Genomic DNA, 19067 nt, shown 5'->3' on the forward strand with positions numbered 1-19067 from the left:
GCGGCCGCGGCGGCTCTAGAAATCGAAACCGCCGAAGTCACCGCCGCCGAAGTCACCGAAGTCACCACCGCCGAAATCGCCCGTGTCGCCGCCCATGTCGCCGCCCATGTCACCCATGCCGGCGCCCATCATGCCGCCGCCCATCATGGACCCCATCATGGAGCCCATCATCATCCCGGAGAACATGCCCATCATCATGTCCGTGCCGAAGTAGCCTCCGGCGTAGGGGGAGTAGGCGGGGCCGGCGTCGTAGTAGGGGCGCCGCTGGCCGTCCACCTCGACCATGCGCACGTCCGGGTCGTAGCCGGACTGGACGGCCTGGGCGCAGGTGGAGCAGGCGGCTACCGAACGCGGGCTGCCGCCGGGCGGGGTCCACATGACGTCCTGGACCGAGGGGCCGTGCTGCGGGTTGAAGAAGCACGGGCCGCGCCGTTCCGGCACCGGCTCCCCGCTCATCCGGGCCCGGGTGGCGACCATGTAGTACCGGCCGTCCTCCAGCGCGGTGGTGACCTGCTGGATCTCCTCCGGCTGCTGGATGTTGTCCAGCAGGTTCTTCGCCTGGTCGTAGGAGTTCATCGCCTGCTCGTAGTCGTTGCGGGTGGCCTCGTCCACCGCCGACAGGTCGATCTCCAGCTGCGCGATGTCCTCACCGAGCCGCACGACGTCCTCGGAGGCCATCTGTTTGATCTCGGCCAGCTGCTTGGCCTTCTCGGCCTCGCGCTTCTTCTTGGAGCTGTACAGGAAGTACCCGCCGCCCGCGACGGCCAGCACGAGCAGCCCCAGCAGCACCGAGCCGAACACGGCGGAGGCGGTCTCGGAGGACTCCTGTGCCTCGGCCGCGTCGGGGATGGCGGCGAGCGTGTCCACGTTGTTCTGGTTGCCGTTGGCCTTCGCCTCGGCGCCGATCTCGTCGACGGCGGACTGGTCGAGGTTCGGCGACTCCACGAAGTACCCCTGGCTGCCGACGAACCCGGCGTAGACCCCGTCGCCGAGGTCGTCCATGATCGGGTCGAGGAAGACCTCGATGGACTCCTCGGAGCGCAGCATGTCCTCCGGAAGGATCACGTAGTAGACGGGGACGTCGGAGTCCTCGGCTGCCTGGACCAGCACGTCCTGTTCGGGCTGGGGGAAGGCGTCGGAGGCGCTCTCCTCGATGAAGAGGTGGTTGTCCTGCAACTGGCTGGCAACGTCATCGGCCGGGGGGACCGCGTCGGCGTTCGCCGGCGCTGCCATGACTGCGGTGAGCCCCGCTGCGAACAGGGCCGGTACTACCAAGCGGCGCAACATGATTGTCCTTTACCTCGGGGCGCGAAACCCAGAATCGGTTCCTGGATACCCCGTCTGTCGAACAGGTACCCGGTGTGATGCGGTTTTCCTGGTGGCCATCGGGCCGGCGACCTCCCCTCTTCGGCGAGAGGCGACACCGGTCCCGTAACGAAGACGAACAGCCACCGCTGTGGGTTCCCGCGGTGGTGGGAAAAAGAGTGCGGCCCGCCGCAGCGGACCGCACTCCGGGTGGTTCGTCGGACAGCGCGCCTACGTCGAGGCGGCCAGTCGGGTGTCGGAGTCCTCGGGTTCCTCCGCGGACCCCTCGGAAGTTCCGGCGTCAGCCTGGTGCGCCTCGGCCGCGTCGCGTTCCGCCTCCGTGGTGAACTCCGGTTCGACGAACCCGTCCAGGCCGCGCGGCGCGTTGTAGCGCTCGGTGTCCAGGATCCGTTCCCGCTTGGAGACGATGGTGGGCACGAGCGCCTGGCCGGCCACGTTGGTGGCGGTGCGGCCCATGTCCAGGATCGGGTCGACGGCCAGCAGCAGGCCGACGCCTTCCAGCGGCAGCCCGACCGTGGACAGGGTCAGGGTCAGCATGACCGTGGCACCGGTGGTCCCGGCGGTGGCCGCGGAGCCGATCACGGAGACGAACACGATCAGCAGGTAGTCGGTGATGCCCAGCGGGACGCCGAAGAACTGCGCGACGAACAGCGCCGCGACCGCCGGGTAGATGGCGGCGCACCCGTCCATCTTGGTGGTGGCGCCGAACGGCACCGCGAACGACGCGTAGTGCTGGGGAACGCCGAAGTTCGTCTCCGCGACGCGCTGGGTGACGGGCATGGTGCCCATCGAGGAGCGGGACACGAAGCCCAGCTGGACGGCCGGCCACACCCCGCTGAAGAACTTCGTCATGGGCAGGCCGTGCGCCCGCGCCAGCAGCGGGTAGACGACGAACACCACCAGCACCAGGCCGAGGTAGATCGCGCCGACGAACGCGCCGAGCGCGCCGATGGTGGTCCAGCCGTAGCTGTAGACCGCGTTGCCCAGCAGCCCCAGGGTGCCCAGCGGGGCGAGCCGGATGATCCACCACAGGATCTTCAGGACGATCTGCAGCGCGGACTGGACGACGTTGAGGAACGGTTCGGCCGGTTTGCCGACCTTGACGACGGCGACTCCCACCGCGATGGAGATCGCGATGAGCTGCAGCGCGTTGAAGTCCAGCGTCGTGGTGAGCGCGCCGCTCTCCTGGGCGGTCTCGGCGCCCAGTCCCAGGAAGTTCTGCGGGACGATGCTCTCCAGGAAGGCGAGCCAGCTTCCCTGGCTGTCGGCCGCCTCGGCGGAGGAGGGGTCGACGCCGCTGTTCGCGCCGGGTTGGATGAACGAGCCCAGCCCCAGCCCGATCGTCACCGCGACGAGGGCGGTGATCGCGAACCACAGCAGGGTCTGTCCCGCCAGCCGGGCGGCGTTGGTGACGTTGCGCAGGCTGGCGATCGAGGAGATGACGGCGAGGATGATCAGCGGCGGGACGATCGCCATGAGCAGCGTGACGAACGTCGAGCCGATGGTGTCCAGGGTGACACCGAGCCAGTTGGGGTCAGCGTCCTCACCGACCGGACCCATGTAGCGGGCCACGACGCCCAGGCCGACGCCGAGGACCAGACCGACAAGGACCTGAACTGCGAAGGGGATACGTCTGAGTGCGGATAGCACGGGGTGACTCCATGATCGGACAACAGGCACCGCGGCGTCCCTGTGGTGGGGGAGGTGCGGTGGCGGGTGACGTCGCGGACGGGTCGCGTCCGCCTCAGGGCAGAATCAGCGCGGTTGTCACAGCCGGCGACACGCCTGGCTGGCGATCCGGCACAGGTCCACGTGCCGTCGCCCGGTAAGTCCCCAAATGTTCGTCACGTGTCAGTACAATAGCCCAAACGCCGATTTTATTCCGCACTGCCGGGATGTCGATCACGTCACGATCGTTTCCGCTGGTGAGAACGAGTCCGGGGAGTCGGTGCCGCGAAGGGCGGAGAAGAGGGCGGGTTTTTCCTGCGGTGGCGTGGGACACAGCGGTACCGTCCGGGTACGGCTCACCGGTATCGGGCCTTGGTGCGGGTAAGAGGAGTGGCTCATGAGGGGGCGCGGATGCGCGACATGGTGGTAACCGAGAACATCACTGTGGACGGCGTGATTGACGGTGCCGGAGGGTGGTTCGCCCCGGCCAACGTGGACCCGGACGAGATGTCCGACCTCAACGCCGCGCTCGCCGAGCAGAGCGTCGCCGCTGACGCCGTGGTCTTCGGGCGGGTGACCTTCGAGGAGAGCGCGGCTACTGGCCGGCGCGGCGGGACGACCCCAGCGGTGTTTCGAACTACCTGGACACGGTGTCCAAGTACGTGTTCTCCACTTCCCTGGAGGACCCCCAGTGGCAGTACACGACGGTGCTGCGCGGCGATGCGGGTGAGGAGATCCGGGAGCTGAAGTCGCTTCCGGGGAAGGACATCGTCGCCACCGGGAGCATCCGGCTGGTCCACAGTCTCATCGCCGCCGGCGTGGTGGACGAGTACCGGCTGTTCGTCTATCCGGTGGTGCGTGGACAGGGGGCCCGACTGTTCGCCGATGCCGCGGCGGCCCAACAGTTGCGCTTGGTGGAGTCGCGCCCGTTCCGCTCCGGGGGCATCCTGCTTCGCTACCGAAGCGAGTAGCTGTGTCCGGCCGGGCTCGTGGCCGCTGTGGACGCTCTCGCGGAACACCGGTCGCTGTGCGCTCACGAAGTGGTCTCTCACGGTGAGACCGCGTCTCCGGTGAGGACGGTGATCGGGCAGCGTTCCGGACGTCGAGCAGGCGTCGGCGCTCGGCGCGAGCCTGCGCGCGGTCAACGAGGCCGCGAACCGGGTGTCGGAGGTGGCGTTTGAGCGTGGCGTGCCGCGTGAATATGAGCTGCGCAAGCACACCTACGCCGAGCTGAAGGCCCGTGGGCTGGGAGCGCAGGCCGCCCAGCACGTCATCAAGAAGGTGCGCGACGCCGACACCACGCTCACGGCCAACATTCGTGCCGGGAACCTCGGCGCGCCAGGATCGAAACGCCGCCGCAGGGCCGAGTCGACACCGATCGCCTTCCGACCTGAGGCCGCCCAGCCCTACGACGATCGATGCTTGTCCTGGCAGTACGACCGCCGAACCGTGTCGCTCTGGACCACGGCGGGCCGTATCAAGAACGTCCGCTTCGCCTGCTCGGCGGAGGCGCTCACGAGGCTCCAGCAGCATCGGCAGGGCGAGTCCGACCTGATCGAGCGTGACGGCGTCTTCTACCTCATTGCCACGTGCGAGGTGCCCGAGGGCGAGCAGTATGAGCCGGACGGCTTCATCGGTGTGGACCTCGGTATCGCCAACATCGCCACCACCTCGACCGGCTACCAGGCTGCCGGGCGCGGCCTGAACCGCCACCGCAAGCGACAGCTCGTCCTGCGAGCCAAGCTCCAGAAGAAGCGCACGAAGTCCGCCAAGCGGCGGCTCAAGGCCCGCGCCCGCCGCGAGGCGCGGCACGCCGCGAACCAGAACCACATTATCTCTAAGACGATCGTGACCGAGGCTGAACGCACCTCGTCCGGACTGTCACTCGAAGAGTTGACGGGTATCCGGCAGAGGGTACGGCTATCCAAGCCCCAACGGGTCGCGCTGCACTCCTGGGCCTTCGCCCAGCTCGCAGGATTCATCGTCTACAAGGCCAAGGGGGCGGGTGTGCCCCTGGTCGTCGTTGACCCTGCCTACACGTCGCAGATGTGCGCACAGTGCCAGCACATCGACCAGCGCAACCGTGTCGACCAGGGGCTTTTCATCTGCCGGGGGTGTGGGGTCGTTGCCCACGCCGACCGGAATGCTTCCCACAACATCGCCCACCGTGGCGAGAGCGTGTGGAATGCGGGGCGTGAGTCACGCGTCCCTGCCACCCCATAACGGGGTGTCTGGACGGAGGAGCCCACCCAGCAGCCAGTTGGGCGCTACCTCCGAGCCCGGTCGTTCACGGCCGGGTCAAGTTGACGCAGAACAGTCCGTGGGCGTGGATGGGGGTGCAGTGCCAGGTCCAGGCCCAGTAGCACGCCTGTCCGTCGATCCCGAAGCACAATCTCTCGCCGTAGACCCCGATCTTCAGGTCGGCCTTGGTGAGGAAGGCCCCCGGGTGGATCTCGATGTAGGAGCTCATCCGCGAGAGCTGGAAGTGCGAATTGCCGACCTTGTGGCCGAACACCTTCGCGTTGGCGTCCACAACGGCCCGCCAGGGTTCCTCGGAGTGGAACACCACTTCGATGTCGACGTCCAGAACCCCGGGAACGACTCCGATGGTCCAGGCGCGACTGTATCCGGTTTTTGGGGGGCTTTTCTGGGGTTTTCGGCTTTACCTCGACGGGTTTGGGGTCGGCGAGGTAGTTGCTCAGCCCCTCCTTGTAGTCCTTTTTCGCCTTTTCGGGGTCGCGTCCGGTCTGTTTTCCGATGTATTCCCACTGCTCCTTCGGGAGCAGTGCCATGTCATCGATGCTGGCGACGGCCATCCGTGGCTCCTCCTTGTCGGGTGTGCTGCTACGGCGGGCGCCGAAGCTCACCCGGGGTGCTGCCCCGCGTTTCCTCTTTCTTATCCATTCCTCTCTGCTGCTCAGGGAGGAATATCGAGTATTTTCGTTACATATGGCGATGGCCAGTGAGGGCATCGTTTCCCTCGGGTTATCTGTTTTCGAGTGCTGGTCCGAGTTTCGTGCGTCCCTATTTTGTATTCCGGGTGGGTGGATCGTTTTCCCGGTGGTCGGAGAGGAAAACGGACTCGTGGTTTTCCCTGGGGTGCGAGTGGTGGTGCGGCGCCGTGCGCCGCGCTCGGCGATTCCGCCGGGCATCGGAAAAGGACAGGTGTCCGGGCGGTAGCCCGCCGCCCGCTCCTCGCCCGCCTGGTACCAGCGGGTTCCACGGCCGCTCCGACGGTCCGGGCAGGCTGGATCCGCCGAGGCGCGCACCCCCATCCTCCTCGGCGGCACCGCTGTGCCCCGGCCGTCCCGAACCCACCCCGCCTTGACAAGGAGTCAGGGAATTAGCAAACTTCCTAACTGATGGAGGTTGAGGTTCTCAGGGCGCTGGCGAGCCAGCGGCGGCTGCGGATTCTGGAGTGGCTGCGCGACCCGGTCGCGCACTTCCCGCCGCAGGCGGACGGGGATTTGGAGACCGACGGTGTGTGCGGGGTCCTGATCGCCCAGAAGCTGGAGGTCAGCCAGCCGACGGCTGGCGAGCACCTGAAGGTGCTCGTCTCGGCGGGGCTGATCGAGGCGAAGCGGACCAAGCAGTGGGTGTTCTATCGCCGCGACGAGGACCGCATCCGGGAGGTCAAGCGAGCTTTCCAACACGATTGGTGACGGAACGTGGACGCACCCGAGGATCGTGCCGGTGTGGGCACGTATGAGCGACTGGTCCGGCTGCTGGACGAGCGCGGCGCATCCTACCGGCTGATCGACCATGCGCCGGAAGGCCGGACGGAGGCGGTCAGCCGCCTGCGCGGGAACGCGCTGCAGCAGGCCGCCAAGTGCGTCGTTGTGCTGGTCAAGGTGGACAAGAGAACGCGAAGGTACGTGCTGGCCGTCGTCCCCGGCCACGCCCGCGTGGACCTGGCCGCACTGAAGGCGCTCCACCACGGCCGCTACGCTGGGTTCGCCGACAACGAGACCGCCGAGCGGCTCTCCGGCAGCGTCAGTGGAACGATCCTGCCGGTCACCTTCACCGACGAACTCGAGCTCGTCGTTGACCCCTCGCTGCTGGAGCGCGACGAGATCTTCTTCAACGCCGCGCGTCTGGACCGCTCCCTGGCCCTGGCGACCGGGGACTACCGCCGCGCCGCCCAACCCAGGGTGCATCCGATCGCCCAACCTCCGGTCGAACCCGCCACCGGCGGGAACCCTCGGGAGACGGAGGCCGACCGTGCCTGACCCGAGTCCCCACACTGTCCATATGGAACCGGGGTCCGTCGAACTCCCGCGGGGGCAGGGCGCGACCGTTTCCCGAGAGCTCCAGCACCGGCCGGTCGCGCCGGAACGGACCACCATGCTCATGGTCGAACAGGCCGGGGCGCGTCCCACGGGCGACAGCGCCAACCGCGGAGTCACACCATGGACCCCGGCATGAGCACGGCAGACACCGGACGGTGGGTGTTCGACGCCCACCTGCACATCATTGACCCGCACTTCCCACTGGTCGAGAACAACGGGTACCTGCCCCCCGCCTTCACCGTCGAGCAGTACCGCCGGCGAATCGCGACGCTGCCGGTGCGGGGAGGCGCGGTGGTCTCCGGTTCCTTCCAGGGGTTCGACCAGACCTACCTCCGCCACGCGCTCGCCGCGTTGGGACCGGGTTTCGTCGGCGTCACCCAGCTTCCGGCCACGGTCACCGACGAGGAGATCGCCGACCTGGACGCCGCGGGGGTGCGCGGTCTCCGTTTCAACCTCCACCGCGGCGGGTCGGCCGCGCTCGACGCTCTGGACGAACTCGCCCGCCGCGTGTACGACGTAGCCGGTTGGCACACCGAGCTCTACATCGACTCCCGCCACATCCCCGAGGTGGCCGACACCCTCGCCGCGCTGCCCGCCGTCAGCGTCGACCACCTCGGTCTGCACCGCGACGGGCTGGCTCCTCTGCTGAAGCTGGTCGAGCGCGGGGCCCGGGTCAAGGCGACCGGGTTCGGCCGCGTCGACCTCGACCCTGCCGAGGCCATCACCGCCGTCGTCAACGTCAACCCCGCCGCGTTGATGGTGGGTACCGACCTGCCCTCAACGCGTGCCCGACGCCCGTTCGCGGACACCGACCTCGATGCGGTCACCCGAGCTGTCGGCGAGGAGTATCGCGACGCCGTGCTGTGGGGAAACGCAGCCGCCTTCTACCGCGTCCCGGCGCCCTCGGACGTCTGACCCCCCGCGGGCTCGGCCGTCTCAGGAGCCGTTCCCCTCGCGGCGGGCGCGGTAGGAGCGCATCTTGTTCCGGGCGCCGCAGATGTCCATGCTGCACCACGCGCTGTTGTTGCCGGGGGAGCGGTCGTAGTACACCCACCGGCACTGCTGGAACCGGCACACCTTCAGCCGCTCGCGCCCGCCGGACAGTTCCGCGGTGGCCAGCACGGCCAGCAGTTCGGAGGCCAGGGCCTCGACCGCTCCCTGCTCGCGCGGACGCAGCCGCGGCCGCTCCCCGGGGTCGTCCCACCGGGGAGGCCCCAGCACCCGGTGCGCGAGGTCGGTGAGGACCTCGCGCGCGGCCGGGGCGGTGGGGTCCTCCAGATGGTCGCGCAGGGCCGCGCGCAGTCGCCGCAGCCGCCCGAGCGCTCCCTCGTCGGCCGTCTCGGCGGCGTCCGCCCAGCCGTGCTCGCGCAGCCAGGCGCGGGCGGAGCGGAGGTCGGTGAAGGCGTCCTCGCCGTAGAGGAACCGCGCCGAGTTGCAGAAGGTCTCGACACGTTCCAGTTCCGCCGGAGCCGGAGGGCGGGTGTAGGCCATACCGCGATGTTACTGGCTTCCCCTTGTTTCCTGGTAACCACGAGAGTTACTGTCTAAGTCACTTTGATGGTAACTACAGCAAGGAGAGGGCATGGGAACCTGGGAACTGCGCGAGAGTTACGAGTCGTCGAACGGCACCGTCCGGTGGGACCGCATCGGCCAGGGCAGCCCGGTGGTGCTCGTCCACGGCTGGCCGTTCTCCTCCTACGTGTGGCGCGACGTCGCCGCGGGCCTGGCCCGGCGGCACACCGTCTACGTGTGGGACCTGCCCGGATACGGCCAGTCAGCCAAGACCACGGGACAGGACGTGTCGCTGGCCGGCCACCAGGCCGTACTCACCGAGTTGCTGGAGCACTGGGGACTGACCTCCCCCGCCGTCGTCGCCCACGACATCGGCGCCGCCGTGGCGCTGCGTTCGGCCCTGCTCGACGGGGTGGGCTACGGGCGGCTGGTACTGGTGGACGCGGTGAGCGTCCGCCCGTGGGGAAGCCCGTTCTTCCGTCTGGTGCGCGAGCACGCCGAGGTGTTCGCGCGGCTTCCGGCGCCGCAGCACGAGGCGATGGTGCGCCGCTACCTCGCCGGTGGCACGCACGGCGAGCTTCGCACGCGGGTGTTGGACACCCTGGTCCAGCCGTGGCTGGGCGAGGTCGGCCAGGCCGCGTTCTACCGGCAGATGGCCCAGGCGGAGGAACGCCACACCCGGGAGGTGGAGGACCGGTTCGGTGAGTTGGACATGCCGACACTCATCGTCTGGGGTGAGCACGACGACTGGCTGCCTGCCGACCGCGCCGAGCACCTGGCGCGGCTCATCCCCCACGCGCGCCTGGAATGGGTCGCCGACTCCGGTCACCTCGTCCAGGAGGACGCCCCGGCACGCTTCACCAGCCTGCTCACCGACTTCCTCGCCGGTCAGTAGCACGGAACGCGTCCGGGACGGGAACCACTCCGGATCGTCGGAGCCGCCGGCCCGGACCGAAATCAGGGGTGGGAACGTCCGCGCCGACGGCCCCACCCGCCGTGCCTTCGTGGACGGGACCGGCCGGTCAGGAGTCCTTGATCTCGCAGATGACGCCGCCGTTGTTGACGGTCTCGCCGGTGGTGACGTTGAGCCCTGCGACGGTGCCGGACTTGTGCGCGCTGAGGGGCTGTTCCATCTTCATGGCCTCGATGACGGCGACGGTGTCGCCCTCGGCGACCTGCTGGCCGTCCTCGGCGGTGACCTTGACCACGGTCCCCTGCATCGGGCACACCAGGGCGTCGCCGCTGACCGCGGCGCTGGAGGAGCCCCCGCCGCGGCGCTTGCGGGACTTCTTCTGTCCCCCGGAGGGCACCGGGGCGGAGGCGGCGGCGCCGAGCTCGGCGGGCAGGGCGACCTCGATGCGTTTGCCGCCGACCTCCACGGTCACCCGTTCCCGCTGGGCGGGCTCGTCCTGCTCGGCCGCGCCCGCGTAGGGGGTGATGGTGTTGGTGAACTCGGTCTCGATCCAGCTGGTGTAGACCGAGAACGGCTGTTCGGGATCGGCCGGGGCGAAGGCCGGGTCGTCCAGCACCACCTGGTGGAACGGGATCACGGTGGGCATCCCGCCCACCTCGAACTCGGCCAGCGCGCGCCGGGAGCGCTGCAGCGCCTCGGTGCGGCTGGCACCGGTCACGATCAGCTTGGCCACCATGGAGTCGAACGCCTGGGGCACGGTGAAGCCGGACTCGCAACCGGTGTCGATGCGCACCCCGGGCCCGCCGGGCAGGTTCAGGCTGGTGATGGTGCCCGGTGCGGGCATGAAGTTGTTGCCGGCGTCCTCGGCGTTGATCCGGAACTCCAGGCTGTGTCCGCGGGTGGGAGGGTCGTCGTAGCCCAGTTCCTCGCCGTCGGCCACGCGCAGCATCTCGCGCACCAGGTCGATGCCGGTGACCTCCTCACTCACCGGGTGCTCCACCTGCAGGCGGGTGTTGACCTCCAAGAACGACACGGTGCCGTCCAGACCCACGAGGAACTCGCAGGTGCCCGCGCCGACGTAGCCCGCCTCGCGCAGGATCGCCTTGGAGGAGTCGTACAGCAGCTGGCGCTGCTGGTCGGTCAGGAACGGCGCCGGGGCCTCCTCCACGAGCTTCTGGTGGCGCCGCTGCAGCGAGCAGTCCCGGGTGGAGACCACCACGACGTTGCCGTGCTTGTCGGCCAGGCACTGCGTCTCCACGTGCCGGGGCCGGTCCAGGTAGCGTTCCACGAAGCACTCACCGCGGCCGAACGCCGAGGTGGCCTCCCGCACCGCCGACTCGAACATGTCGGTGACCTCCTCCAGCGACCGGGCGACCTTGAGGCCGCGCCCGCCGCCGCCGAAGGCGGCCTTGATCGCGATCGGCAGCCCGTGCTCGCGGGCGAAGGCCACCACCTCCTCGGAGTCGGCGACCGGGTCGGGGGTGCCCGCCGTCAGCGGAGCACCGACCTTCTGGGCGATGTGGCGCGCGGCGACCTTGTCGCCCAGCGAGGTGATGGCCTCCGGCGGCGGGCCGATCCAGGTCAGACCGGCGTCGGCCACGGCCTGGGCGAAGTCGGCGTTCTCGGAGAGGAACCCGTATCCGGGATGGACGGCGTCAGCGCCGGACGCGGCCGCGATCTCCAGGATCCGGTCGATGTTGAGGTAGGTGTCGGCCGGGGTCTGTCCCCCCAGGGCGTGGGCCTCGTCGGCGACCTTGACGTGCAGGGCGTCCAGGTCGGGCTCGGCATAGACCGCGACACTGGCGACGCCGGCGTCGCGGCAGGCGCGGGCCACCCGCACCGCGATCTCGCCCCGGTTGGCGATCAGAACTTTACGCACGGTGGACAATCCTCCTGGTACGGCCTTCACTGGATCTCGCCCCGCTCTGGGATCGGGGCCCCGGCAGCTCGCCCGGCCTCGGGCGGCCGTTTCCTCCGGGGCGGCTCAGCCCGGGTGGAAACTGGCGCGCCACGCGCCCGGACCCGGTGTCGGCGGGCGGCGCAACAGGCGTTCGGGGTTGCGCCACTGCCCGCGCCGGGCTTGGCCGGTTCCCGCGCCGGTGCCGTGGGCGCGCCGGGCGCGGGCGGTCAGCACCGCGACCAGGGCCGCGACCTCCTCGGGGGTGGGGTCGCCGCGCACCACGCACAGGTGGCGCCCGTCGTCCGGGGGGTTTGCAGGTGTGTTCGACATTTAGAGAGGGACGTTCCCGTGCTTCTTGGGTGGAAGTTGCTCGCGTTTGTTGCTCAGTGACCGCAGCGCCCTGGCGACGGACTCCCGCGTCTCGGACGGCAGGATGACCCCGTCCACGTAGCCCCGCTCGGCCGCCGAGTAGGGGTTGAGCAGCGTGTCCTCGTACTCCTGGACGAGGCGGGCGCGCTCGGCCTCCACGTCCTCGGCGTCGGCGAGAGCGCGGCGGTGCAGGATGTTCACTGCCCCCTGGGCGCCCATGACCGCGATCTCGGCCGTCGGCCAGGCGAGGTTGACGTCGGCCCCCAGGTGTTTGGAGCCCATCACGTCGTAGGCGCCGCCGTAGGCCTTGCGGGTGATGACCGTGATCAGCGGGACCGTGGCCTCGGCGTAGGCGTAGATCAGCTTGGCGCCGTGCCGGATGATCCCGCCCCACTCCTGGTCCGTGCCGGGAAGGAAGCCCGGCACGTCCACGAACGTGAGCACGGGGATGTTGAAGGCGTCGCAGGTGCGGACGAACCGGGCGGCCTTCTGGGAGGCGTCGATGTCCAGGCAGCCGGCGAAGCTCATGGGCTGGTTGGCGACCACACCCACCGACCGGCCCTCGACCCGCCCGTAGCCGACCACGATGTTGGTGGCGAACTGCGACTGGACCTCCAGGAACTCCCCGTCGTCCGCCACGTTCTCGATGACGCGGTGCATGTCGTAGGGCTGGTTCGCCGAGTCGGGGATGAACGTGTCGAGTTCGGAGGTGTCGTCGTTCTCCGGGTCGGAGTCGGTCTCCTCGACCGGGGGGTCCTCCAGGTTGTTGCCCGGCAGGTAGGACAGCAGGGTGGTGACGTAGTCCAGCGCGTCCTGCTCGTCGCCGGCCATGTAGTGGGCCACGCCGGAGGTGGTGTTGTGGGTGCGCGCCCCGCCCAGGTCCTCCATGGACACGTCCTCGCCGGTGACGGTCTTGATCACGTCCGGACCGGTGATGAACATCTGCGACGTCTGGTCCACCATGACGGTGAAGTCGGTCAGGGCGGGGGAGTAGACGTGGCCGCCGGCGGCGGCTCCCATGATCAGCGAGATCTGCGGGATGACCCCGGACGCCCGCGAGTTGCGTTTGAAGATCTCCGCGTAGAGGCCGAGCGCCGCCACTCCTTCCTGGATGCGGGCGCCGCCGCCCTCGTTGATCCCGATGACGGGGCAACCGGTCTTGAGGGCGTGGTCGAGGGCCTTGACGATCTTCTCGCCGTAGACCTCGCCCAGCGACCCGCCGAAGACGGTGACGTCCTGGCTGAACACGGCCACGGGCCGGCCGTCGACGGTCCCGTGGCCGGTGACCACGCCGTCGCCGTAGGGCCGGTTGCGGTCCATGCCGAAGTTGGTGGAGCGGTGCCGGGCCAGGGCGTCGAACTCCACGAAGGAGCCGGGGTCCAGGAGGGCGTCGATGCGCTCCCGCGCGGTCATCTTGCCCTTGGCGTGCTGCTTCTCGATCGCTCGCTCGGACCCGGCGTTGACCGCTTCGTGCCGGCGGCGCTGCAGGTCGGCGAGTTTGCCCGCGGTGGTGTGGATGTCGATCTCGTCCGAGGGCAGCGGTTCAGGGGCTTCGGTCGCCATAAATCCTCACGATAGCCGCGCGGGTGTACCGGATCGGAACACACCCCTAGTTTACTGAACAGTAAGTGGGTAGGGGCACACCCGGCACACCGGCCCGGTCCGTGACCGCGGCGTTTCCGTAACCGAAAGGTGGCCCGCTGTTCCCGACTGGTAGAGACCATTCTCGGTAGGGTTTGTCACATGACAGTGGGAAGCGCGGAGCGCGACAGTGCGCGCCAGGAAATGCCCGACCAGCTGCGCGGCGACGTCCGGCTGCTGGGCGAGACACTCGGGACCGTCATGTCCGAAAGCGGCGGTGAGGACCTGCTGGAGGACGTCGAACGGCTGCGGCGGGCCGTCATCGGCGCCCGGGAGGGCACCGTCACCGGTGACGAGATCACCGAGCTGGTGGCGTCGTGGCCGCTGGAACGAGCCAAACAGGTGGCACGGGCGTTCACCGTGTACTTCCACCTCGCCAACCTCGCCGAGGAACACCAGCGCATCCGTGCCCTGCGGGAGCGCGACGACGCCGACAACCCGCCCCGTGAGTCGCTGGCCCGCGCCGTCGACTACATCCGCGACGACTGCGGCGAGGACCGGCTGCGCGAGTTCGTGGCGAACATGGAGTTCCACCCCGTGCTCACCGCCCACCCCACCGAGGCGCGGCGGCGCGCGGTCTCCACCGCGATCCTGCGCATCAGCTCCAAACTGGAGGAACTGCGCGGCTCCCACCCCGGCAGTACCGCCGAGGCCGCCGCGCGGCGGGAGTTCGCCGAGGAGGTGGACCTGCTGTGGCGCACCTCCCAGCTGCGCTACACCAAACTGGACCCGCTCGACGAGGTCCGCACCGCCATGTCGGCGTTCGACGACACCATCTTCGAGGCCGTCCCCCGGATCTACCGGACCCTGGACGCCGCGCTCGACCCGGAGGGCGCCGGGAAGCGCCCCCCGCGCGCGGCACCGTTCGTGCGCTACGGGAGCTGGATCGGCGGGGACCGGGACGGCAACCCGTTCGTCACCCACGAGGTCACACGGGACGCCATCGCCATCCAGTCCGAACACGTGCTGCACGCGCTGGAGAACGCGAGCGGGCGCATCGCCCGCACCCTCACCCTCTACAGCAACCTCACCCCGCCCAACGAGGAGCTGCGCAACGCCCTGGCGACCGCGGAGGCCGGGTACCCGCGGCTGATGGCCGAGATCGGGAAACGCTCCCCGAACGAGCCGCACCGCCAGCTGCTGCTGTTCGCGACGGAGCGGCTGCGCGCCACCCGCCAGCGCGACGCCGACCTCTCCTACGACGGGCCGGAGGCCTTCCTCACCGACCTGCGCACGGTCCAGGAGTCGCTCGCGGCCGCCGGGGCGCACCGGCACGCCTACGGGGCGCTGCAGGACCTGATCTGGCAGGCCGAGACGTTCGGGTTCCATCTCGCGGAGCTGGAGGTGCGCCAGCACAGCGGGGTGCACGCCCGCGCGCTGGAGGAGGTGCGCGCCGGCGGTGAGCTGTCGGAGCAGACCGAGGAGGTGCTCGCCACCCTGCGCGTGGTGTCCTGGATCCAGGAACGGTTCGGGGTGCGGGCGTGCTGCCGCTACATCGTCAGCTTCACCCGCTCGGCCGAGGACATCGCCGCCGTGCACGAGCTCGCCGAGCACGCCCTGCCCGCCGGTCAGGCCCCGGTTCTCGACGTCATACCGCTGTTCGAGACCGGCGCCGACCTGGAGGCGGCCCCGGACGCGTTGGACGGGATGCTGCGGCTGGACAGCGTGCGCCGCCGCCTCGCCGACACCGGCAACCGTATGGAGGTCATGCTGGGCTACAGCGACTCGGCCAAGGACGTCGGACCGGTCAGCGCGACGCTGCGGCTGTACGACGCCCAGGCACAGCTCGCCGCGTGGGCCGAACGCAACGGCATCGTCCTCACCCTGTTCCACGGGCGCGGAGGCTCACTGGGGCGCGGCGGCGGCCCGGCCAGCCGCGCGCTCATGGCCCAGGCGCCCGGGTCGGTCAACGGGCGGTTCAAGGTGACCGAGCAGGGCGAGGTGATCTTCGCCCGGTACGGGCAGCCGACGATCGCCCACCGGCACATGGAGCAGGTGGGCCACGCCGTGCTGATGACGTCGACCGCCACGGTGCAGGAACACACCCGCTCGGCGGCGGAGACGTACCGGGAGGTGGCCGACCGGGTCGCCGACGCCGCCTACGACGCCTACCGCTCACTGATCGACACGGACGGGTTCGCCGAGTGGTTCTCCCGGGTGAGTCCGCTGGAGGAGCTGGGGGAGCTGCGGCTGGGCTCGCGCCCGTCGCGCAGGTCCTCCGCCCGGGGGCTGGACGACCTGCGCGCCATCCCGTGGGTGTTCGCCTGGACCCAGACCCGGGTCAACCTGCCCGGCTGGTTCGGCCTGGGCACGGGACTGGCGGCGGTGGGGGACCCGGACACGCTGCACGCCGCCTACAACGAGTGGCCGCTGTTCGCCTCGCTGCTGGACAACGCCGAGATGAGCCTGGCGAAGACGGACCGGACCATCGCCGAACGGTACCTGCGGTTGGGCGGGCGTCCGGAGCTGACGTCGCTGGTGCTCGACGAGTACGACCGCACCCGCGAGCTCGTGCTGACCGTCACCGGGCACCAGCGGCTGCTGGAGAACCACAGTGTGCTCTCCCGGGCGGTCGACCTGCGCAACCCCTACGTGGACGCGCTGTCCCACCTGCAGCTGCGCGCGCTGGGGGCGCTGCGCGAGGAACACGACGCCCTGTCCGAGGACGACCAGCGCCACCTGGAACGGTTGCTGCTGCTGTCGGTGAACGGCGTCGCGGCCGGCCTGCAGAACACGGGGTGAGGGCACCGTGCCCGAGACACGCGAACCGCAGCCCCCGCCGGGACGGGAACCGCTGCGCCCCGACGCGCTGGAGCGGGCGCTCGTCCGCCCCGGCGGGTTGTGGCGCGCAGTGGAGGTGTATCCCGAACTCGCCTCCACCAACACCGAGCTCGCCGCCCGCGCCCGGCGGGGCGGCGGCGACGCGACCGTCGTGGTCACCGACCACCAGACCTCGGGGCGCGGACGCAGGGACCGGGGGTTCGAGACACCGGCCCGGGCCGCCCTCACGTTCTCCGTACTGGTGCGTCCCGGGGTCCCACCCACCCGCCTGGGGTGGTTGCCACTGCTCATGGGGGTGGCGGCGGTGGACGCCGTCCGGGAGGCGGCCGGCTGCGCGGCGGGCGTCAAATGGCCCAACGACGTGCTGGCCACCGGCGGCCGGGACGGGACGCAGCGCAAACTCGCCGGAATCCTGTCGGAGGCGGTCACCTCGGAGGAGGGGATCGCCGTCGTGGTCGGGATGGGGCTCAACGTTACCCAGACCCGCGACGAACTGCCGACCCCCTCGGCGACCTCCCTGGTGGTGGAGAACGCCTCCCTCCGGGAGCGTGAGCCGCTGCTGCGCGCCGTGCTGGACGGGTTCGCCGCCGGTTACACCGCCTGGGTGTCCGCCGGCGGCGACGCCGCGGCCAGCGGGCTCGCCCAGCGCTACCGGGAGCGCTGCGACACCGTCGGCCGCCGGGTGCGGGTGGAGCTGCCCAACGGGCGGGTGGTGACAGGGCCGGCCACCGGGGTGGACGCGGACGGCCACCTGCTCGTGCGCACCCCGTCCGGGGAGGAGGCGCTCAGCGCGGGCGACGTCGTCCACGTGCGCCCGGACGCGGAGGGGGCGGAGTAGGCCGGCCCCTGTTCGGCGGGCGCGTACTCCCCGCGCGTCCGGCCGGGCCCGGCCGGACGCGACGTGGGGTGCGGCGCGGGAGGGCGCGCCGCACCGGCCGCCTGTGCCAGGATCGGCCGTATGGGGATCGCGAACCGTTACCTCGCCGGGGACGAGGAGCTCGTCTACGTCACCCGGCGCCACTGGAGCACACTCGTCGGCTCGTTCGTGGCGCTGGTGCTGGTGATCGCCGCCGCTGCCGGCCTGGTGTGGCTGATGCCCGCCGGGGAGGAGTGGAGCCGGTGGGCGGTGTACGCGGTGGTCGCCGTGGGAGCGCTCGCCGCGGTGGTGGTGTGGTTCGTCCCGCTGCTGCGCTGGTGGACCACCCTGTACCTCCTGAGTAGCCGGCGGTTGATGCGCCGCGAGGGCATACTCGCCAAGCAGGGCCACGACATGCCGCTGACCCGGGTGAACGACGTGTCGTTCACCATCTCCCTGTGGGAGCGCCTGCTGGGCTACGGGAGCCTGGCGGTCCAGTCGGCCTCCGAACAGGAAGGTATGGTTCTGGAGAAGGTACCGAGGGTGCGATGGCTCCAGGGAGAGATCTACCGGAAGGTCAACGAGGCGCAGCGACACGAGCCCCCCGCCGGGTCCGGCGGCTCCCCTCCGCCACCGGAGGGGTGAACGCTCGTGGGACCGTCGTGGCACACGTTCTCTTGACGCGTCCGAGCCGCACCTAATAGACCGAAGGCAGCAACCACGTTCGCGTGTGCCATCCACCCGGCCGGTGCCGCGTCGCACTGACCTCGAACAACGAGAGAACTGATGTCGTCGCGTCCCGACCCTGAGGAGATCGAGTCCGCCCTCGTAGGTGGAGAGGCGCGCTACACCCGGGAAGAAGCGGTGCGGCTCTCCGGAGCCCCACCGGAGTTCGCCGCCCGCATCTGGCGGGCGCTGGGGTTCGCCGCGCGCGGTGAGGACACGGTCGCCTACACCGACAGCGACGTGGAAGCGCTGCGCACAACCTCGCAGCTCCTCGCCGACGGCCTCGTCGACGAGGAGGCTGCCGTCCGACTCGCTCGCTCCATGGGCCAGACCATGGCCCGGCTGGCCGAGTGGCAGACCAGCATCCTCACCACGCTCTCCCACGACCCGAAACAGAACCCCGCCGAGGAACACCTCGGCCCGCTCGTGGGGCTGGCCAAGCAACTCCTCCCCGACGTGGAGAACCTGCTGCTGCACATCTGGCGGCGCCAGCTCGCGGCCTCCACCGCGCGGCGACTGGCCGTCATGGAGAGCAACGAGGACGCGGCCCCCACGTACTTCCCGCTGGTGGTGGGCTTCGCCGATCTGGTGTCGTTCACGACGCTCAGCCGGGAACTCGACGAGGTCGACCTCGCCGAGGTCGTCGAGAGCTTCGAGGCCACCGCCACGGACATCGTCGCCTCCGGCGGGGGCCGGGTCGTCAAGACCCTGGGTGACGAGATCCTCTACGTCGCCAACTCCGCCCGGCAGGCCGCGGAGATCGCGCTGCAGCTCGCGGACGGCGTCAAGACCCACATCGAGGTCCCGGACGTGCGGGTGGGGATCGCCTACGGCCCCGTCCTCGCGCTGCTCGGGGACGTGTTCGGGACGACGGTGAACAGGTCCAGCCGGCTCACCTCGTTCGCGCGCCCCGGCACCGTGCTCGTCGACGAGTCCCTGGCCGAGCTGCTGCAGGGGGAGGAAACGCTGCAGATCGTGGGGGTGCGTCCGCGCCACGCGCACGGTCTGGGCCAACTCCAGCCCTACGCGTTGCGCCGCAACCTCGACGCCTCGGGTGCACCGGGCTCGTAACCGAGGCCGAGACGC

At 70.0% G+C, this 19067-nt stretch carries 20 protein-coding genes; 12 read left to right on the plus strand and 8 right to left on the minus strand.

Annotated elements, in window-relative coordinates; all coding sequences use genetic code 11:
- Positions 1-15: 15 nt before the first annotated feature.
- The 3 genes from FHX37_RS01090 to FHX37_RS24030 all read right to left on the minus strand — a co-directional run bounded on the left by FHX37_RS01090 (position 16) and on the right by FHX37_RS24030 (position 3174).
- The gene (locus FHX37_RS01090; protein WP_170181474.1) at positions 16-1287 is read right to left on the minus strand and encodes a chemotaxis protein CheA; all 1272 of its coding nucleotides are present in this window, start codon (positions 1285-1287) and stop codon (positions 16-18) included.
- Between the two features lie 249 nt (positions 1288-1536).
- The gene (locus FHX37_RS01095) at positions 1537-2976 is read right to left on the minus strand and encodes a dicarboxylate/amino acid:cation symporter (RefSeq protein ID WP_141921616.1); all 1440 of its coding nucleotides are present in this window, start codon (positions 2974-2976) and stop codon (positions 1537-1539) included.
- Positions 2977-3093: 117 nt separating this feature from the next.
- Positions 3094-3174 carry a putative leader peptide gene (locus tag FHX37_RS24030; protein WP_394344508.1) on the minus strand — a complete coding sequence of 27 codons (81 nt, stop codon included), beginning with the start codon at positions 3172-3174 and terminating at the stop codon, positions 3094-3096.
- A 470-nt stretch (positions 3175-3644) separates the two neighbouring features.
- Here FHX37_RS24030 and FHX37_RS23110 point away from each other — a divergent pair, with 470 nt between their 5' ends.
- Together FHX37_RS23110 and FHX37_RS01105 are read left to right on the plus strand one after the other, a co-directional pair.
- Positions 3645-3965 (plus strand): dihydrofolate reductase family protein, encoded by a 321-nt coding sequence (locus tag FHX37_RS23110; RefSeq protein WP_246061986.1) that lies wholly within the window; start codon positions 3645-3647, stop codon positions 3963-3965.
- Positions 3966-4125: 160 nt separating this feature from the next.
- A complete protein-coding gene (locus FHX37_RS01105; RefSeq protein ID WP_211351870.1) occupies positions 4126-5217 on the plus strand; it encodes an RNA-guided endonuclease InsQ/TnpB family protein in 1092 nt (363 codons plus the stop codon).
- Between the two features lie 64 nt (positions 5218-5281).
- Here FHX37_RS01105 and FHX37_RS01110 read toward each other — a convergent pair whose 3' ends face one another.
- Positions 5282-5560 carry a hypothetical protein gene (locus FHX37_RS01110; protein WP_141921617.1) on the minus strand — a complete coding sequence of 93 codons (279 nt, stop codon included), beginning with the start codon at positions 5558-5560 and terminating at the stop codon, positions 5282-5284.
- A 224-nt stretch (positions 5561-5784) separates the two neighbouring features.
- Between FHX37_RS01110 and FHX37_RS01115 the strand changes: the two genes are divergently transcribed.
- The 5 genes from FHX37_RS01115 to FHX37_RS01130 all read left to right on the plus strand — a co-directional run bounded on the left by FHX37_RS01115 (position 5785) and on the right by FHX37_RS01130 (position 8198).
- Complete coding sequence (locus tag FHX37_RS01115; protein WP_141921618.1) at positions 5785-6174, plus strand: hypothetical protein; 390 nt, start codon at positions 5785-5787, stop codon at positions 6172-6174.
- Between the two features lie 182 nt (positions 6175-6356).
- A complete protein-coding gene (locus tag FHX37_RS01120; protein WP_141921619.1) occupies positions 6357-6656 on the plus strand; it encodes an ArsR/SmtB family transcription factor in 300 nt (99 codons plus the stop codon).
- Positions 6657-6689: 33 nt separating this feature from the next.
- A complete protein-coding gene (locus FHX37_RS01125; protein WP_141921620.1) occupies positions 6690-7223 on the plus strand; it encodes a YbaK/EbsC family protein in 534 nt (177 codons plus the stop codon).
- Positions 7224-7245: 22 nt separating this feature from the next.
- Positions 7246-7419, plus strand: a complete 174-nt coding sequence (locus FHX37_RS22680) for a cupin domain-containing protein (protein ID WP_170181475.1) — start codon at positions 7246-7248, stop codon at positions 7417-7419.
- The gene (locus tag FHX37_RS01130; protein WP_141921621.1) at positions 7416-8198 is read left to right on the plus strand and encodes an amidohydrolase family protein; all 783 of its coding nucleotides are present in this window, start codon (positions 7416-7418) and stop codon (positions 8196-8198) included. The genes FHX37_RS22680 and FHX37_RS01130 overlap by 4 nt, the downstream gene beginning before the upstream one ends.
- Before the next feature lie 21 nt (positions 8199-8219).
- On the opposite strand, the gene FHX37_RS01135 is transcribed toward FHX37_RS01130, so the two are convergent.
- Entirely contained in the window at positions 8220-8774 is a 555-nt protein-coding gene (locus tag FHX37_RS01135) for a CGNR zinc finger domain-containing protein (protein ID WP_141921622.1), read from the minus strand.
- Between the two features lie 91 nt (positions 8775-8865).
- Between FHX37_RS01135 and FHX37_RS01140 the strand changes: the two genes are divergently transcribed.
- On the plus strand, positions 8866-9690 hold the full coding sequence (locus FHX37_RS01140; protein WP_141921623.1) for an alpha/beta fold hydrolase: 825 nt from the start codon (positions 8866-8868) through the stop codon (positions 9688-9690).
- Between the two features lie 127 nt (positions 9691-9817).
- Here FHX37_RS01140 and FHX37_RS01145 read toward each other — a convergent pair whose 3' ends face one another.
- The 3 genes from FHX37_RS01145 to FHX37_RS01155 form a co-directional block, all read right to left on the minus strand.
- Positions 9818-11587 (minus strand): acetyl/propionyl/methylcrotonyl-CoA carboxylase subunit alpha, encoded by a 1770-nt coding sequence (locus FHX37_RS01145; protein ID WP_141921624.1) that lies wholly within the window; start codon positions 11585-11587, stop codon positions 9818-9820.
- 105 nt (positions 11588-11692) lie between these two features.
- Positions 11693-11938, minus strand: coding sequence for an acyl-CoA carboxylase subunit epsilon (locus FHX37_RS01150; protein WP_141921625.1), 246 nt, complete (start codon positions 11936-11938; stop codon positions 11693-11695).
- Positions 11939-13540 (minus strand): acyl-CoA carboxylase subunit beta, encoded by a 1602-nt coding sequence (locus tag FHX37_RS01155; protein ID WP_141921626.1) that lies wholly within the window; start codon positions 13538-13540, stop codon positions 11939-11941. It abuts the gene before it with no gap.
- 222 nt (positions 13541-13762) lie between these two features.
- Here FHX37_RS01155 and FHX37_RS01160 point away from each other — a divergent pair, with 222 nt between their 5' ends.
- The 4 genes from FHX37_RS01160 (at position 13763) to FHX37_RS01175 (ending at position 19052) form a co-directional block, all read left to right on the plus strand.
- A complete protein-coding gene (locus tag FHX37_RS01160) occupies positions 13763-16360 on the plus strand; it encodes a phosphoenolpyruvate carboxylase (RefSeq protein WP_246062341.1) in 2598 nt (865 codons plus the stop codon).
- Between the two features lie 7 nt (positions 16361-16367).
- The gene (locus FHX37_RS01165; protein WP_141921628.1) at positions 16368-17237 is read left to right on the plus strand and encodes a biotin--[acetyl-CoA-carboxylase] ligase; all 870 of its coding nucleotides are present in this window, start codon (positions 16368-16370) and stop codon (positions 17235-17237) included.
- A gap of 120 nt (positions 17238-17357) precedes the next feature.
- Positions 17358-17900, plus strand: a complete 543-nt coding sequence (locus FHX37_RS01170) for a PH domain-containing protein (RefSeq protein WP_141921629.1) — start codon at positions 17358-17360, stop codon at positions 17898-17900.
- Between the two features lie 141 nt (positions 17901-18041).
- Entirely contained in the window at positions 18042-19052 is a 1011-nt protein-coding gene (locus FHX37_RS01175; RefSeq protein WP_141921630.1) for an adenylate/guanylate cyclase domain-containing protein, read from the plus strand.
- Positions 19053-19067 lie beyond the last annotated feature (15 nt).

The sequence above is a fragment of the Haloactinospora alba genome (assembly GCF_006717075.1).
Classification (GTDB): domain Bacteria; phylum Actinomycetota; class Actinomycetes; order Streptosporangiales; family Streptosporangiaceae; genus Haloactinospora; species Haloactinospora alba.

Coding starts and splice junctions, on each gene's coding strand:
- FHX37_RS01090 (WP_170181474.1), bottom strand. CDS start 1,287: ATGTTGCGCCGCTTGGTAGTACCGGCCCTGTTCGCAGCGGGGCTCACC.
- FHX37_RS01115 (WP_141921618.1), top strand. CDS start 5,785: ATGTCATCGATGCTGGCGACGGCCATCCGTGGCTCCTCCTTGTCGGGT.
- FHX37_RS01120 (WP_141921619.1), top strand. CDS start 6,357: ATGGAGGTTGAGGTTCTCAGGGCGCTGGCGAGCCAGCGGCGGCTGCGG.
- FHX37_RS22680 (WP_170181475.1), top strand. CDS start 7,246: ATGGAACCGGGGTCCGTCGAACTCCCGCGGGGGCAGGGCGCGACCGTT.
- FHX37_RS01130 (WP_141921621.1), top strand. CDS start 7,416: ATGAGCACGGCAGACACCGGACGGTGGGTGTTCGACGCCCACCTGCAC.
- FHX37_RS01135 (WP_141921622.1), bottom strand. CDS start 8,774: ATGGCCTACACCCGCCCTCCGGCTCCGGCGGAACTGGAACGTGTCGAG.
- FHX37_RS01140 (WP_141921623.1), top strand. CDS start 8,866: ATGGGAACCTGGGAACTGCGCGAGAGTTACGAGTCGTCGAACGGCACC.
- FHX37_RS01150 (WP_141921625.1), bottom strand. CDS start 11,938: ATGTCGAACACACCTGCAAACCCCCCGGACGACGGGCGCCACCTGTGC.
- FHX37_RS01155 (WP_141921626.1), bottom strand. CDS start 13,540: ATGGCGACCGAAGCCCCTGAACCGCTGCCCTCGGACGAGATCGACATC.
- FHX37_RS01160 (WP_246062341.1), top strand. CDS start 13,763: ATGCCCGACCAGCTGCGCGGCGACGTCCGGCTGCTGGGCGAGACACTC.
- FHX37_RS01170 (WP_141921629.1), top strand. CDS start 17,358: ATGGGGATCGCGAACCGTTACCTCGCCGGGGACGAGGAGCTCGTCTAC.
- FHX37_RS01175 (WP_141921630.1), top strand. CDS start 18,042: ATGTCGTCGCGTCCCGACCCTGAGGAGATCGAGTCCGCCCTCGTAGGT.